Source organism: Stenotrophomonas sp. KH_036_B (assembly GCF_057839485.1).
Genome location: NZ_CM174491.1, coordinates 1188741 through 1203957, shown reverse-complemented (window position 1 = coordinate 1203957; position 15217 = coordinate 1188741). Strand labels below are relative to the sequence as shown.

At 66.5% G+C, this 15217-nt stretch carries 12 protein-coding genes; 3 read left to right on the top strand and 9 right to left on the bottom strand.

All coding sequences use genetic code 11. The annotated features are described in order from the left end of the window. Positions 1–29: 29 nt before the first annotated feature. Complete coding sequence (locus AC3ITN_RS05555; RefSeq protein WP_489392299.1) at positions 30–926, bottom strand: hydroxypyruvate isomerase family protein; 897 nt, start codon at positions 924–926, stop codon at positions 30–32. Positions 927–1319: 393 nt separating this feature from the next. Between AC3ITN_RS05555 and AC3ITN_RS05550 the strand changes: the two genes are divergently transcribed. Then, positions 1320–1706: a hypothetical protein gene (locus tag AC3ITN_RS05550; RefSeq protein ID WP_489392298.1), complete on the top strand. Its 387-nt coding sequence runs from the start codon at positions 1320–1322 to the stop codon at positions 1704–1706. A 221-nt stretch (positions 1707–1927) separates the two neighbouring features. Here AC3ITN_RS05550 and AC3ITN_RS05545 read toward each other — a convergent pair whose 3' ends face one another. Together AC3ITN_RS05545 and AC3ITN_RS05540 are read right to left on the bottom strand one after the other, a co-directional pair. Beyond that, the gene (locus tag AC3ITN_RS05545; protein ID WP_489392297.1) at positions 1928–2557 is read right to left on the bottom strand and encodes a nucleotidyltransferase domain-containing protein; all 630 of its coding nucleotides are present in this window, start codon (positions 2555–2557) and stop codon (positions 1928–1930) included. A gap of 105 nt (positions 2558–2662) precedes the next feature. Then, entirely contained in the window at positions 2663–3223 is a 561-nt protein-coding gene (locus AC3ITN_RS05540; protein ID WP_489392296.1) for a single-stranded DNA-binding protein, read from the bottom strand. 239 nt (positions 3224–3462) lie between these two features. Between AC3ITN_RS05540 and AC3ITN_RS05535 the strand changes: the two genes are divergently transcribed. Both AC3ITN_RS05535 and AC3ITN_RS05530 read left to right on the top strand, forming a co-directional pair. Beyond that, positions 3463–4026: a 3'-5' exonuclease family protein gene (locus tag AC3ITN_RS05535; RefSeq protein WP_489392295.1), complete on the top strand. Its 564-nt coding sequence runs from the start codon at positions 3463–3465 to the stop codon at positions 4024–4026. 157 nt (positions 4027–4183) lie between these two features. Then, positions 4184–5218: a LacI family DNA-binding transcriptional regulator gene (locus tag AC3ITN_RS05530; RefSeq protein ID WP_489392875.1), complete on the top strand. Its 1035-nt coding sequence runs from the start codon at positions 4184–4186 to the stop codon at positions 5216–5218. 136 nt (positions 5219–5354) lie between these two features. Here the strand turns inward: AC3ITN_RS05530 and AC3ITN_RS05525 are convergent, their stop codons facing one another. From AC3ITN_RS05525 to AC3ITN_RS05500, 6 genes are all read right to left on the bottom strand, one after another. Continuing rightward, complete coding sequence (locus tag AC3ITN_RS05525) at positions 5355–7427, bottom strand: hybrid sensor histidine kinase/response regulator (protein WP_489392294.1); 2073 nt, start codon at positions 7425–7427, stop codon at positions 5355–5357. Continuing rightward, entirely contained in the window at positions 7417–8916 is a 1500-nt protein-coding gene (locus AC3ITN_RS05520; RefSeq protein ID WP_489392293.1) for a DUF7125 family protein, read from the bottom strand. Before AC3ITN_RS05520 ends, AC3ITN_RS05525 begins: the two co-directional genes overlap by 11 nt. A gap of 127 nt (positions 8917–9043) precedes the next feature. Next, complete coding sequence (locus tag AC3ITN_RS05515; protein ID WP_489392292.1) at positions 9044–9424, bottom strand: SseB family protein; 381 nt, start codon at positions 9422–9424, stop codon at positions 9044–9046. 268 nt (positions 9425–9692) lie between these two features. Further along, positions 9693–11414 (bottom strand): alpha-amylase family glycosyl hydrolase, encoded by a 1722-nt coding sequence (locus tag AC3ITN_RS05510; protein WP_489392291.1) that lies wholly within the window; start codon positions 11412–11414, stop codon positions 9693–9695. Further along, positions 11414–12901, bottom strand: a complete 1488-nt coding sequence (locus AC3ITN_RS05505; RefSeq protein WP_489392290.1) for an MFS transporter — start codon at positions 12899–12901, stop codon at positions 11414–11416. The genes AC3ITN_RS05510 and AC3ITN_RS05505 overlap by 1 nt, the downstream gene beginning before the upstream one ends. Beyond that, complete coding sequence (locus tag AC3ITN_RS05500) at positions 12898–15099, bottom strand: alpha-L-rhamnosidase-related protein (protein WP_489392289.1); 2202 nt, start codon at positions 15097–15099, stop codon at positions 12898–12900. Before AC3ITN_RS05500 ends, AC3ITN_RS05505 begins: the two co-directional genes overlap by 4 nt. Positions 15100–15217: the final 118 nt, after the last annotated feature.

Here is a 15217-nt window from a genome sequence, read left to right as displayed (position 1 = left end):
GTTCTACTTCACCTTGGTGGATATCGTTTTCAGACGTCGCAGAGGCGGATGGCCTCGCGAAGCGAGCCGACGGGATCGGGTGCGGTTGGAATGAATTCCTGCGCCAGATACCCATCGAAACCGGTGTCGCGGATCGCGCGACAGATGGCCGGGTAGTTCAGTTCCTGCTGGTCTCCGATCTCGTGCCGGCCAGGCACGCCTGCGGTGTGGTAATGCTTGAAATGCTGGTGATGCCTGCCGATGGTGGCGATGATGTCGCCCTCCATGATCTGCATGTGGTAGATGTCGTACAGCAGGCCGAAATGATCCGAGCCAAGCCGCTTGCACAGCTCCACGCCCCACGCGGAGTGGTCGCATAGATAGTCGGGATGATCGACCCGGGAGTTCAGCAGCTCCATCACCAGCACGACGCCGCGCTTCTCGGCATGCCCGAGAATGCGCTTGAGCCCGGCTTCGGCATTCACCATGCCTTGCTGGGGGTCCATGCCGTTGCGGTTGCCGGAAAAACAGATGAGGTTGCGGTAGCCGGCCTCGGCCACGAGGTCGATATGCCGGGTGTAGCGCTCCACCAGTTCGTCGTGGAACTCGCGGCCGGCAAACCCCTTGGTCAGGCCCAGCTCGGCGCCGTTGCACATCGAGCTGTACACGCCATGGGCCTTCAGCGTGGGCCAATCCCCCGGACCCACCAGGTCGATGGCGGCGAAGCCGATGTCCTTCACCGTCTGGCATAGCTGGGCCACGGACAGTTGCGGGAAGGTCCAGCGGGCGACGGAATGCTTCAGGTTGCCCTTGAGGGGCGCGGTGGCGGCCGCCGCAGGCAGCAGCCCGGCGGCGGCCAAGCCAACGCTTCCGGCGACCGCAATGCGCAACGCGTCGCGCCGAGTGAGGCGTGCATCTTGGATCGATCCAATCGAGGGGATGGACATCCGCCTGCCGGCCTCCCAACCGGTATCAAGTGCAACGATTTAGAGAAATGCAATCGATTGCACCATAGGGGACGGAATCGTTTTTTTGCAAGACGCAGTGCACGAAAATCCATGCTGCGGGGCAGCATGCAGGTGAGTGCGCAGCGCCTCTACCCATGCGCCGAGCACCACGTGGCTGTGGTCCAATCGTCTTCTGAACGGAACAGCGCCACACTGGCTGGCACCTGCATCTCCCCCCCTTCGCCATGCCTGCAGAGAAGCAAGCACATGACCATCAGAACCTGTCCACTGGCCTTGGCGCTTCTGACAACGGGTCTTTGTGCTCACGCTTCGGGGGCCGGGAAAACAAACCCACCGGTAAGCGCCGCCTACAGGTGCGGGAGCGATGCAGGCATGACCATCATCGCAACGACCGCCGATCTCTCAGGTACCGGACTGGACAGCGACGGCTACCGGCACGCTCAAACAGGCAGACAGACGTTCCGCTGCAAGGGAGGGCCAAGCGTGTCCGTCCTGGTGTTGCCACCGCAGGCATCAGGAGAGTGCGGCGCTGATGGACGGGTCGTCATCACTGACATCACATTGCCGGGAGGACGCAAGGGCACCGAGCTGATTGAGTTCAACAAACAGTGCTTCTTCAGCGATTACATTACGAGAATACGTATTCTCAAACAGGATTCGCACTACCTGGTGGAGCGTTGTTCGGAGAACAACCCGTTCAATCAACAGGCGTTCGTCGGCTGCACGAACGAGGCTGCGGCAAGCGAGCCCGCCCAATGACCATCTGCGCCGGTCGAGGTCTGTCGCGATGAACGTGCTGCATTCACGCGCTATAGCGTGAACACTTCCGGATGTCGCTCACGCAGCCAATGCTCTGCATGCAGCAGCAAACGGGCGGCGTGATCGATACAGGCCTTCAGGGTTGCATCGGATACAGGATCCCCCTGGTAGTCGGTGAGGTTGCGCTGGCGGCGTCCAGCAACTTACGCAGTTGGATGGGTTCAGCGCTGTGCGCCTGGAGCTGCCGGATCGCCAGCAAGTTTTTCAACGCCATCCTTGTCTCCTATGACCAGCAGCTTTGGCGTCGCCAACAGCTCGGTGGCAAACGCATCACCGGTCCGCACCCGCCGCATGAACTCTTCCATTGAGTACAGCACAGGATTGATCTCCCTGCGCAACACCTCCTGCGCGGGGTGGATCGCACGCACCAGGTCGGCGAACCCCATATCGCCCAAAACCAGCAGATCAACATCGCTACTGCTCACGTCGGTACCCTTCGCCACCGAACCGAAGACCCATGCCAAGGAGACGTGATCGGCCACTGACCGCAATGAATCGCGAAGGACGGGCACCACACCATGGGTCTTGCGGAAGATCCCAGCCAGCTCGTCGAACAGCAGACAGGCGCGGTTAGCCCGATAGTGCACTTGGTTCCCCTGCTCGCTCCGCAACAGCAGCCCAGACTCGGTGAGCTTGTCCAATTCGCGTGCAAGGGTGCCGGCGTGGGTGCCGGTGATCCTGGCCAACTCGCGAAGGTAGAAATTGGAATGCGGCTGCAGCAACAACACTGCCAGCACCCGTTGGCGGGTGCCTGGGAACAGGGTAGCCATCAGTAGCGAAGTGTTGCTCATTAGGCGACACATGTCGCCCATTTGGCAACAGATTGCAAGTGAGCTCCAAAGAAGAAAGGCCCGCTGAAGAGCGGGCCTTTTGATGAAACGCGGTGCGGGTGCGACTCAGAACGGAATATCGTCGTCCGCGAAGTCGTCCATCGGCGGTGCCGACTGCTGCGGCTGCTGCTGCGGGCGCTGCTGCTGGCCGTAGCCACCACCACCACCGCCGCCACCGCTGCGCTGACCGCCACCACCACCACCACCGCCGTATTCCTGGCGCGGGGCCTGCTGGCGCTGCGGACGCTCGCCGCCGGCGAAGTTGCCACCGCCACCGCCGCCGCCGCCTTCACCACGGCCGCCCAGCATCTGCATTTCGTCGGCGATGATGTCGGTGGAGTACTTCTCCACGCCGTCCTGGCCGGTGTACTTGTCGTAGCGCAGGCTGCCTTCGACGTAGACCGAGCTGCCCTTGCGCAGGTACTCGCCGGCGATTTCGCCGAGCTTGCCGAAGAACACCACGCGGTGCCATTCGGTGCGTTCCTGCTGGTTGCCATCCTTGTCCTTGCGGACACTGGTGGTGGCCAGGCTGATGCGGGTGATCGCCATGCCGCCTTGGGTGTACTTCACTTCCGGGTCGTTGCCGAGGTTGCCGACCAGGATGACTTTATTGATGCCGCGCGCCATAGGATTGCTCTTCCGTTGTCCGAGGGCAGGCCTGACCGATATCACACCCTTGTGCGGTGCGGCGTCGTGGCCAGCCCCACGGGAATCTGGGTGGGATGACAGAACGGCGCATTCTATCATCCCAGCCGGGGCGGGCCGTGTCGGGGATGCCCCCCCGTAGGACTCGGATTTTGGCTCAGGCCTTGGGGGGCGCGGCTATGGGGCACCTTGTCTGCCTGTGTCCGGGCTAGACTTTGCCCATGAACAAGCAGATGCAGGAGATCTACGTCAGCACGGATGTTGAAGCCGACGGCCCCATTCCCGGCCCGCATTCCATGCTGAGCTTCGGGTCAGCGGCCTACCTGGCCGACAAGACGCTGGTGGCCACCTTTTCCGCCAATCTGGACACGCTGCCGGAGGCCCAGGGTCATCCGGACACCATGGCCTGGTGGGCGACCCAGCCGGCGGCCTGGGCGGCCTGCCGCCAGGCGTGCGAGGCGCCGGAGCCGGCCATGCGGCGCTATGTGGCGTGGCTCAAGGCGTTGCCGGGCAAACCGGTGTTCGTCGGGTATCCCGCCGCATACGACTTTCTGTTCGTGTACTGGTATCTGATGCGGTTTGCCGGCGAAAGCCCGTTCTCGCATTCCGCATTGGACATCAAGACCTTTGCGATGGCGGTGCTGAAGACGGATTACCGCGCCGCCACCAAGCGCACCATGCCCAAGCGCTGGTTCGACAGGATGCCGCACACGCATGTGGCGCTGGATGATGCGATTGAGCAGGGCGCGCTGTTCTGCAACATACTGGCCGAGAACAGGGGATAGAACGCGTCATCGCTGCGCGCAACGGGCCGTAGAGCCACGCCCTGCGTGGCTGCCCTTCGTTCAGGACCGCGAAGCCACGCAGGGCGTAGCTCTACGTCGCCCCCGGGTTCCGTGGGGCCATGGCATCATGGCTCCCGTCGTCCCAGCCCTGCCCTCCATGACCATCCGCGGTAAAGCAACCTCCCTGGATATCGCCCACCTGGCCGGGGTTTCCCAGCCGACGGTGTCGCGGGCGCTGCGCGGCAGCCCGATGGTGAACCAGGAAACCCGCGAGCGGATCCTGAAGATCGCCCGGGAGCTGAATTACAAGGTGGACAAGAACGCCTCCAGCCTGCGCCTGCGCAATGCCGGCACGCTGGCGCTGCTGTTCTTTGAAGACCCCACCAACGACGATTCGCTGATCAACCCGTTCTTCCACGCCATGCTGGGTTCGATCACCCGCGCCTGCGCGCTGCGCGGCTACGACCTGCTGGTGTCGTTCCAGCAGCTGTCCACCGACTGGCAGGCCGATTACGAAGACAGCAACAAGGCCGACGGCATCATCCTGCTCGGGTACGGCGATTACCACGAGTCGCGCGAGCGGCTGCAGCGGCTGGTTGAACAGGGCACCCACTTCGTGCGCTGGGGCGCGGCGCTGCCGGACCAGCCGGGCGTGTCGATCGGCTGCGACAACTTCCAGGGCGGCTTCGACATTACCGCCCACCTGCTCGAGCAGGGCTGCCGGCGCATCGCCTTCGTCGGCCATGCCTCCAGCCACTACCCCGAATTCGAGGAACGCTACCGCGGCTACGTGGCCGCGATGGCGGCACGCGGCGTGGCGGTTGAGCCGGCGCTGCAGTTCGATGCGATCACCACCGAACAGTCCGGCTACGAGGCGTGCCAGTCGCTGCTGGCCGATGGCGAAGCCATCGATGCGGTGTTCGCGGCCAGCGACCTGATCGCCATCGGCGCGATGCGCGCCCTGCGCGAGCACGGCGTGCGCATTCCGCAGCATGTGGCGCTGGCCGGCTTCGATGACATTCCGCTGGCAGCCTCGGTCTCGCCGACGCTGTCCACGGTGCAGCAGGACACCAAGCAGGCCGGCCAGTTGCTGGTGGAACGACTGCTGGCGCTGATCCAGGGCGAGCCGGTGGAAAGCCAGACCATTCCGGTGAAGCTGGTGTTGCGCGAATCGTCGCTGGCGGCGCGCTGATACCGCGCCGTACCGACCAACGGTCGGTACCTGCCCCCATGATCAATGACACATTGTTGGTAGTCCACGACCGTTGGTCGTGGGTGCGGCAGGGGATTACCTCAACGCGTGACATTGGACAGAGTGACGATTGGACTCAGGCGTTGGCATCCTGCGCGGTGTCGGCCATGGCGCCGCGCACCGCGTCGCTGAACGCATCGAGCAGGAAGGGTTTGGCGATCATGCTCATGCCCGGCTCCAGGAACGCCGCGCGCTCCTGCGCCTTCTCCGCATAGCCGGTCATGAACAACACCGGCAGCGTCGGGCGCGACTGACGGGCGATCTCGGCCAACTGGCGACCGTTGAGACCCGGCAGGCCGACGTCGGTGACCAGCAGGTCGATGCGCCGCGACGAGGCAAGCACCGGCATCGCCTCATCGGCATCGCCGACCACCTCGACCTGGTAGCCCAAGTCTTCCAGCACCACGGTCACCAGCATGCGCACCTGCGGGTCGTCCTCGACCACCAGGATCGACTGCCCGTCGCCCAAGGCCATCGGCGCGGCAGGCGTGGTCGGCTCCGGCTCGGCCGCGGCGTCCACCAGCGGAATGAACAGCGAGATGGTGGTGCCCTGCCCCGGCGTGGAGTCGATGGCGATGTGGCCGCCGGACTGCTGCATGAAGCCGTAGACCATGGACATGCCCAGGCCCGTGCCCTTGCCGATCGGCTTGGTGGTGAAGAACGGTTCGAACGCGCGTTCGACTACCTCCGGCGGCATGCCGGTGCCGGTGTCGGCCACGGCCACCACCGCGTAGTCACCGGCGGGCACGCTGGTGCGCTCGCCCTCGGCCAGCCGCACCGGGAAGGTCCGCAGGGTCAGCGCGCCGCCGGTGGGCATGGCGTCGCGCGCATTGATGGCCAGGTTGAGCAACGCGCTCTCGAACTGGTTGGCGTCCAGGGTGGCGTGCAGCGGTGCATCCGCCACATCGGTGTGGATGCGCACGGTCTCGCCCAGCGTGCTGCGCAGCAGGTGCTGCATCGACCCCACCAGCTCGTTGAGCTCCACCGGCCGCGCATCCAGCGACTGTCGCCGGGAGAAGGCCAGCAGGCGCTGGGTCAGCGCGGCGGCGCGCTGGCTGGACGCGGTGGCGGTGTCGAGGAAGCGTTCCAGGTCGTCCACGCGGCCCATCTCCAGGCGCAGGCGCACGATGTCCAGCGCGGAGAGGATGCCGGTCAGCATGTTGTTGAAGTCGTGCGCGATGCCGCCGGTGAGCTGGCCAATGGCCTCCATCTTCTGCGACTGCCGCAGCGCCGCCTCACTGGCTTCGCGTGCGGCCATCTGCGCCTTCAACTCCCGGGTACGTTCGGCGACGACGGTTTCCAGCTCATGCGCGTGCTGGCGGCTGGCTTCCAGCGCCAGTTTGGCGACGGTGATGTCGGTGGCGAACACGTGGAAGCCGTCGATCGTGCCGTCGACGGCGCGCCGCGGGGTATAGCGCACTTCGCAATCGCGGCGGCGACCGTCGCGGGTGGGCCAGCTGACCTCGAACACCCGCTCCTCGCCGGCCAGCACCCGCTCCATCGCCGGCAGACGCTCTTCCAGCACCTGGCTGCCGACCACGTCGCGGATGTGCTTGCCGATCACCTCGCCCACCGGCAGCTCGAACCAGGCCTCGTACGCCTTGTTCGCGAACCGGTAATGCAGGGAGCGGTCGACGAAGGCGATCAGCACCGGCATCGCATCGGCGATCAGGCGCAGCTCGGCCTCGCTGCGCGCCAGCGCGGTGCGGCTGTCGGCCAGCGCGCGCATCTGGTCACGCACCAGGAACTGCTTGGCGCGCGCCCGCAGCGCGCCCTGCACCGCACTGAGCAGCGAGATGCTGCCCAGCGGGCGGTCCAGCTCGACCACGTTCACCGTGCGCGGCAGCAGGCTCTCGAACGGGGAACGCCGATGCGCACGCGGTGAACGCAGCAGGATCACCGGCAGGTCGGACCAGGCCGGCTGCCGCGACAACCGCGCCAGCAGCACCTCGGTGCCCCCGGCCACTGCTTCCTCGGTAATCAGGACAACGCCGGCGTGGTCGTCCAGCGCATCGCCCAGCGCCTCCAGGCTGGGCGCCACGCGGGTGTCGAGCCCTGCCGTGACCAGCACCGCCGCCACGCTGGAGGCATCACGCCCGAACGGCGCGACGATATGGACGATGCCGCCACACCCGGCGTCATCCGGCATACGGGTGGGCCAGCAGCGAGGCCGAATCGCCCACGAACTCCGGGGTGCCGGTGAGAATGCCCTTGAACTCGTTCAAGGGGGCGCTGAGCGTGAGCCCCTTGCCGTTGATCTTGAGCTCGCGGATGGTGTCTTCATGCGCGCCGCCGCGGTTCTTGATGACCGAGATCGCCTTGCGGATCCGACCCTGCGCCTCGAAGAAACGGAACAGGATGACCGCGTCGGCAATGTAGGACACGTTGAGGTTGCCGGTGGACATGGTGCCGACCAGGCCGTGCTGCGGATTGATGAGGAAGGTCGCCACGCCCTTCTGGTTGAGGTAGGACAGCATCTCGTGGAGCTGCAGCATCAGCTGCTTTTCCTGCGGCATGGCGGCCACGTAGCCGTTGAGGCTGTCGATCACCAGCACGCTGCAGCCGCGATCCTCGACGGCCTTCTGCACGTTCCAGGCGAACTCGCCCGGCGAGATTTCGGCCGGGTCCATCTGCACGATTTCCAGCCGGCCGGCGGCGACGTGCGCCTCCAGATTGATATGCAGCGCCTGGGCGCGGGCCATCAGGGTGCCGACACGCTCGTCGAACTCGAAGATGCAGCAGCGCTCACCGCGCTCGCATGCGGCCCACACGTACTGCAGCGCCACGTTGGTCTTGCCGCTGCCGGCCGGACCGGTCAACAGGGTGCTGGTGCCGCGCAGCGGACCACCGCCCAGCAGGTTGTCGATCTCGGCCACGCCGCTGCCGATCGGCGACTCGCCGAAGGTCTCGTGGTGCTGGGAAGCAATCAGACGCGGGAAGACCTCCAAGCCGCCGCTGCGGATGACCATGTCGTGGTAGCCGGCAACGAAGTTCACGCCACGCAGCTTCTGCACCTGCAGTCGGCGCCGGGCCGCGCCGAAGTCCAGCGTCAGCCGCTCAAGCGACACCACGCCATGGCACAGGCTGTGCAGCTGGCCATCGCGGTCCTCGCCGGTGGACGTCATGTCGTCCACCAGGATCACCGTGGCGCTCTTGGGGGCGAAGAACTGCTTCAGCGCCAGGATCTGGCGACGGTAGCGCAGCGAATCCTGCGCCAGCAGGCGCAGCTCGGACAGCGAGTCGAACACCACGCGGTGCGGCCGGATGCGATCGACCTCACCGAGAATCAGGTTGACGGTTTCGTCGAGCTCGACCTCCCACGAATGCAGCACCGACTGCAGGCGGCCGTTGCCCAGCGCGTCCTCGGCCGAACCGAGCTCGAACAGGTCCAGCCCGTCCAGCGACCAGCCGTGGGCATTGGCGACCTCGCGCAGTTCCTCGGCGGTCTCCGACAGCGTGACGTAGAGGCAGCGCTCGCCCTGCGACAGGCCTTGCAGGAGGTACTGCAGCGACAGCGTGGTCTTGCCCGATCCGGGCGGGCCTTCGAGCAGGTACAGGCGACCCTGCGGTAGCCCGCCGGCCAGGATCCTGTCCAGGCCCTGGATGCCCGTGGCGACGCGCGTTGTCTGTGTTTGCATGAAGGTCCCCCGATTTGACGGGGCGAGTCTAGCAACGGCCGCTGTGTAGGGATTGTGTGATCGGCTGCTCTACAAAACGTCGAGTTTCAGCCCCATTCATTGACGTGGCGATCACGTCGAGAAGACGTCAGGCGAAGTCCTTGAGGATCTCGCCGATACCCGCGGGCGACAATTCCAGGCCGAGCGTGGTGCCCGGGTTGACCACCACCCCGTAGCCGCCGGGTACCCGCTTGAGCACCTCAAGCATCTGCATGCGGATCGTGTGCGGGGCCTGCTGGCTGTGGAAGCCGACCCGTGCCATGTCGGTGAACACCGCCACATGCAGTACGCCCTGCTTGTCGAACAGCAGCGGGTCGAAACCGCTGCCGTCGGGGGTCACCAGGCTGCCGGTGAGCAGCATCACGTCGGAGGCGACGAAGGCCTTCATGAACGCGCCGATCGGCAGCTGGCCGTCCATGGCGGATTGAAGAAGGGTTTCGATCGGGGTCTGGGGAGCAAGGTCAGTCATACAACAATTTTACCGTAGTGCCGGCCGCTGGCCGGCTCCCTATGAACCTGTCATCGCCAGGACACTGCCGGCCGCTGGCCGGCTCCCCATGAAACCGTCATCGCCAGGACACCGCCGGCCGCTGGCCGGCTCCGCATGAAACCGTCATCGCCAGGGCACCGGCGGCCGCTGGCCGGCTCCCTATGAACCTGTCATCGCCAGGACACCGCCGGCCGCTGGCCGGCTCCGCATGAACCCTTTATCGCCTGGAGCCGGCCAGCGGCCGGCACTACTGGCCGAGGCGCCTGCTGCGCTCGGCCTGATCCGCCACCGCCTTTGCCAGCTCGGCTTCCAGCGCCTGCTGGTTCACCGCCGCGTCCAGCAGGTACACCTTCACCCCATGCGCGGGCACCTCGGCCTTGAGGCTGCGCGTGACCTGCACGCTGCTGCCGCCCAGCGCATCACGCCAGGTACCCGGCTGCAGGTAGCGGCTGACCTCGATGCTGCGTACCGTGTCGCCCTTGTTGAGCAGCACCAGCGCGGTCTGCGCGGTATCGCCATGCTGCAGCACGCGGAAGAACACCGCCTCGTCGCCCTGCAGGCGCTCGTTGACCTGCAGCCCACGCTGCAACGAAGGGGTTGCCTCACGCAGCCTGGCGATGCGCCGCAGCGGCCGGAAGATCGGACTCTCCGGCGCGGCGTCAACACGCGCCTGGCCGAAGTAGGCGCGGTTGCCGGCGTGCTCGGCGCGGCTGCGCATGAAGCCGGTTTCCGAGCCGTAGTACAGCACCGGAATGCCGCGCGCGGTGAACAGCCAGTTGTGCGCGTCGATGAACCCGTTGTCGGTGGCGTCCAGCCGCGCCATGTCGTGGTTGTCGTAGAAACTCATCAGCTCGTACGGATTGGCGTAGGGACCACCCACCAGGTGCAGCGGCTCGGCCAGCGCCTCGAAGCCCTTCTGTTCCTTGCCGAACACGCTCGACAGCGCCCCGCGCAGCGGGAAGTCCAGCACGCTCACGTTGGCGTTGGCCGGCCAGGTGTGTTCGGCGATCTTGCGCGCGTCGTAGTCGAACGCCTCGCCGAACATGAACATGCCGGGGTGCTCGGCGCGGATGCGGTTGACGAATTCATGCCACCACGGATGCGGCAGCCAGCCGATGGTATCGATGCGCAGCGCATCCACGCCCTGCGCGGTCCACTGCAGATAGGCACCCACCAGATAGTCCATCACCGCCGGATTGTGCTGGTTGAAGTCGCTCAGCTCGGCCAGGTTGCCGTCGAAGATCGAGCCCTTGTCACCGTCCACCGGCCCGATGCTGTTGTAGAACGCGTGCAGCGGGTTGTGCTGCGGATCGAGCTGCTGCGGCGGCAGGTTCTGGTGGTCGGCGATCCGCGTGCCGTCCTTGTCGAAGATCTGGCCGAACTGCGGCTGCTTCACCGGCATGGTCCAGGCGGGCGAGCCGTGGTTGCCCACGATGTCCAGCACCACCTTCAGCTGCGCGTCGTGCAGGCCACGGGTCAGCCCCGCGAAGTCCAGGTCCTTGCTGGGCAGGTGCTCGTCCAGCGTGTAGAAGTTGATGCCCCAGTAGCCGTGGTAGCCGGTCTTGCCGCGGTCGGTGAGCGTGCTGGTGCAGCTGATCGGCTTGCTGCCGGTAAAGGCCTCGTCAGGGTTGTCGATGATGGGCGTGATCCACACCGCACCGAAGCCGAGGTTGCGGATGTACGCGGCATTGTCCAACACGCCCCGGAAGTCGCCGCCGAGATAGCCGATGTTGCCGTCCACCTTGTCCGGACACGGCACCGGGATGTCGAACGTGCGGTGCGTGCCACCCTGGTCGCGGTGGTCGTTGGACGGGTCGCCATTGACGAAGCGGTCGGTGACCACGAAGTACACCGCATCACTGGCGAACGGCTCCAGCGTGCCCACGTACTCCGGGCGCGGGGCGGCAACGGCGCTGCCGGCCAGCAGTACGAACGACAGGCCCAGCGACAAACGCGAACGAGACAGCATCAGACAACCTCCTGGTGGGACGGTACGCGCAGCACGCACAGGCCGGCGATCAGCAGGCTCACGCCCCCCAGCGCCAGCACGTGCATCGGGTTGCCACCCAGCCACAGGCGCAGCATGAAACCCAGCGCACTGGCCGCGACCAGCTGCGGAATGACGATGAAGAAATTGAACAGGCCCATGTAGACGCCCATCTTGGCGGCCGGCACGCTGTCGGACAGCAGTGCATACGGCAGCGACAGGATCGAGGCCCAGGCGAAGCCCACGCCGACCATCGACAGCAGCAGCCACCTGGGGTCGTCGATCAGCATCAGCGAGATCAGCCCCAGCCCACCCAGCCACAGGTTGACCAGGTGGCTCACGCGCAGGCCCATCAGTCGCACCATCAGCGGAATCAGCAGTGCAGCCAGTGCGGCGAAGCCGTTGTAGGCGCCGAACAGCACGCCCACCCAGTTGGCGCCTTCGTTGTAGGCCGCCGATTTGGCATCGGTGGAGCCGAAGTGGGTGCCTGCCACCGCGGCGGTCGTGTAGATCCACATCGCGAACAGCGCAAACCACGAGAAGAACTGCACCCACGCCAGCCGGCGCATGGTGCGCGGCATGCTGCGCAGGTCGTCGACGATGGTGGCCAGCATGTGCGGGCCGGGCAGCAGCCTCGCCACGCCGAGCAGTACGCCGTAGGCGATGCACAGCCCGGCCAGCACGTAGAGCATCTTGTCGCCGTCGCGCCACGCGATGGCCGCGGCGAGTACCAGGCCAAGCGCGATCCATCCGCCGATCTGCAGCAGCGGCGGCGGCCCGGCCACCGGCGCGGACTGGTGCACGGCCGGTGGTTCGGCGTCGTCGAAGCTGGCCAGCTCGGCCGGCGAGTACTCGCGTGTGCTGAACACGGTCCAGGCGATCGAGGCCAGCAGCACCACGGCGCCGAAGTAGAACGCGTAGCGCACGGTGGGCGGCACTTCGCCGGCGGCGGCGGTGTTGGCGACGCCGAAGTGGGCCAGGATGAAGGGCAGGAAGCTGGCCACGATGGCGCCCACGCCGATGAAGAAGCTCTGCATGGCATAGCCACGCGGCCGCTGGCGTGGGGCCAGTTTGTCGCCGACGAAGGCACGGAACGGCTCCATCGACACGTTGATGGAGGCATCCAGCACCCACAGCGTGCCCGCCGCGATCCACAGCGTGGGCGAGTTCGGCATCACCAGCAGCGCCAGCGTGGTGAACACCGCGCCGATCATGAAATACGGCCGGCGGCGGCCCCAGCGGGTCCAGGTGCGATCCGACATATAGCCGATGATCGGCTGCACCAGCAGGCCGGTCAGCGGCGCGGCGATCCACAGGCCCGGCACCGCATCCATCGGCGCGCCCAGCGTCTCGAAGATCCGGCTGGCATTGGCGTTCTGCAGGGCGAACCCGAACTGGATGCCCAGGAAGCCGAAGCACATGTTCCATATCTGCCAGAACGACAGGGTCGGCTTGGCGGTGCGGCTCATCGTGCGGCCTCCGCATCACCGGCCACCGGCGCGATCAACAGCGCACTGACCTTGGCTGCGTTGAGCACGCCGTCGCGCCCGCCCTTGCCGCCGTTGTACTGGGCGAAGTGTTCCAGCGCGCTCATGTTGAAGCCCGGTTCCAGGGTGAAGCGGCAGCGGCCCTTGGGCAGGTCGAGTTCGGCGGCGGTGGAGTCCTGCGGGCCGACGCTGTGCGGCATCACCACGGTGGCGCGCTGCAGGGGCTGGCCGGCGCACTGCACGGCCAGCTGTTTGACCGCGGCGGTGACGCCGGTGTTGATCGGGCCATTCGGGTTGTCGTAGCGCAGGCGGATGCGCACGCGGGTGGGCGTGGCGGCGGTCCAGTTCCATTTCGTCGCGCCGGCCAGGCGCTGCTGCGGGCCGATGCAGGTCATCGGGCTGTGCAGGGATTCCAGTGCGCCTTCGCGACGGGTGAGGCTGAGGCAGTGCTGGTGGCCGTCGTCGGTAACGATGTGAGTGGTGGTGCCGACCGGATTGCCGTCCTGCCAGAGCTGGTGGTTGGCGGGAATGGCGATCGTCCAGGTGTTGCCGCGCTTCTGCGGTTTCGGGGCTGCGGGTGTGGCGGGGGCGAAGCCGTTGGGGTTGGTGGCGTCTGTGCGGAAAGCGGACACGCGTGGCGTGTCCCTACGCGGTTCCAGTTGCACGGTGACCGTGTTGCCTTTGCGGGTGATCTTCTTTGCTACCAGCAGATCGCCTTCAAGCGTGTTGGGGCGCTTGAGGATGTACGTGGTTTTGCCGTCGTTGAGTTCGATGCGGCCGCGCTTGCCGAACAGTTGCGGCACCAGCGCCACCGGCAGCTTGGGTGCGACGCTGCCGTCGGCCTCCACGCCGAATACGCCTTCCAGCACCATCGAGAGGTAGCCCGCCACCGACCACAGCTGGCGCGGCGAGTTGACCACGGGCCCACTCAGCGGGCCCTCGTCGACATGCACGGCCAGGGTGCGCATCTCGTGGTTTTCCATGTTCGACCCGGCGAGCGCGCTACCGCGCATCAGCGACTCGATCTCGCGCTGGATGCGCGTGGCGTCGTCCACCTTGCGTGCCGCCCGCAGCGAATAAGCACTGACAAACGGCCAGACGGCGCGGTTGTGGTAGATCGGCTGCTGCGCCTCCTGCGGCCACACCACCGGGCTGCCGCCTTCCACGTAGGGGTAGTTGGCCAGGCTGCGGCGGGCGCGCTCGGCCGGGAACACATCGGCCAGCACGCCCAGCGAGATGCCCAGCAGGTCGTACTTGGCGTAGGGCACCGGGTGCGCCGCCTCGCCGATGTAGCTCATGTACATGCCGGCGTCTTCGCGCCAGAAGCGTGCGTCGATCTGCTTGGCCAGCGCATCGGCCCAGGCAGCGTATTCCGCAGCGCGCGGGTCGTTCAACTCGCGGGCCAGGTGTTCGGCCAGGCGCAGCGCCTGGTAGTGCAGCACGTTGCTGGACAGCCCGAAGGAATCGCCGATGAAGCGCACGTCCTGGCGCGTCCAGTCCGGGTAGGTCTGCTCGCGCCAGTCCAGGAACGAGGTCTCGCCGCGATAAAGGCCGGTGCGCGCGTCGAAGACCATGGCGCGGTCCTGGGCCAGCGTGGCCTGCAGCGCCTGCCAGGTCTGCGTGGCGAAGCTGCTGTCGCCCTCGAGCAGGTGGCGTGCGGCGAGGAACCACACCACGCGGTCGCTGCTGATCGGCCAGCTGCCACCGGAACCGGTGTCCTGGGCGACGAACAGGCCCGGGGTGTGCCCATCACGCGCCGCGGACAGCTTGAAGCGCAACGAATTGCGGGCACGGATCGGGTCCAGCCGCGCCAGCGCCAGATCAGTGGCGAAGCTGACATCGCGCGTCCACACGTAGGGCCAGCGCTCGCCGGTCTGGAAGCAGTCGCAGTCCACCGGGTTGCCGTAGTTGAACGCGGGGTCGCGGATCGCGTCCACGCGGTCGGCCGCCAGTTCCTGCTGGGCCAGCGCGAACAGCGCGTCGAACATCACGCTGTCGGTGCGGCTGCGCATGTCCGGGGCATCGATCGCCACCTCGCTGCGCGCGGCGAACAGGCGGTAGCCGCCGGCCTGGGTGGCTTCGGCGCGCGCGGTGCGGCCGTCGAATGTGAGGTCCGCCGCCGCAGCGGTGGACACCAGCGCCGCCCCAAGGGCAGCGGTCAGGCAGATCGTCTTCAGCATCGAAAGCGGCAGACCGGCTTGCGCCTGTCAGCCTCCCTCCCTATTTGCACGCGGTGTGGTTCGACAGCACCGGGGCACTGTCGTCGCGGCCCCCTCCCAGGGTGCCTGCCTGCATGGT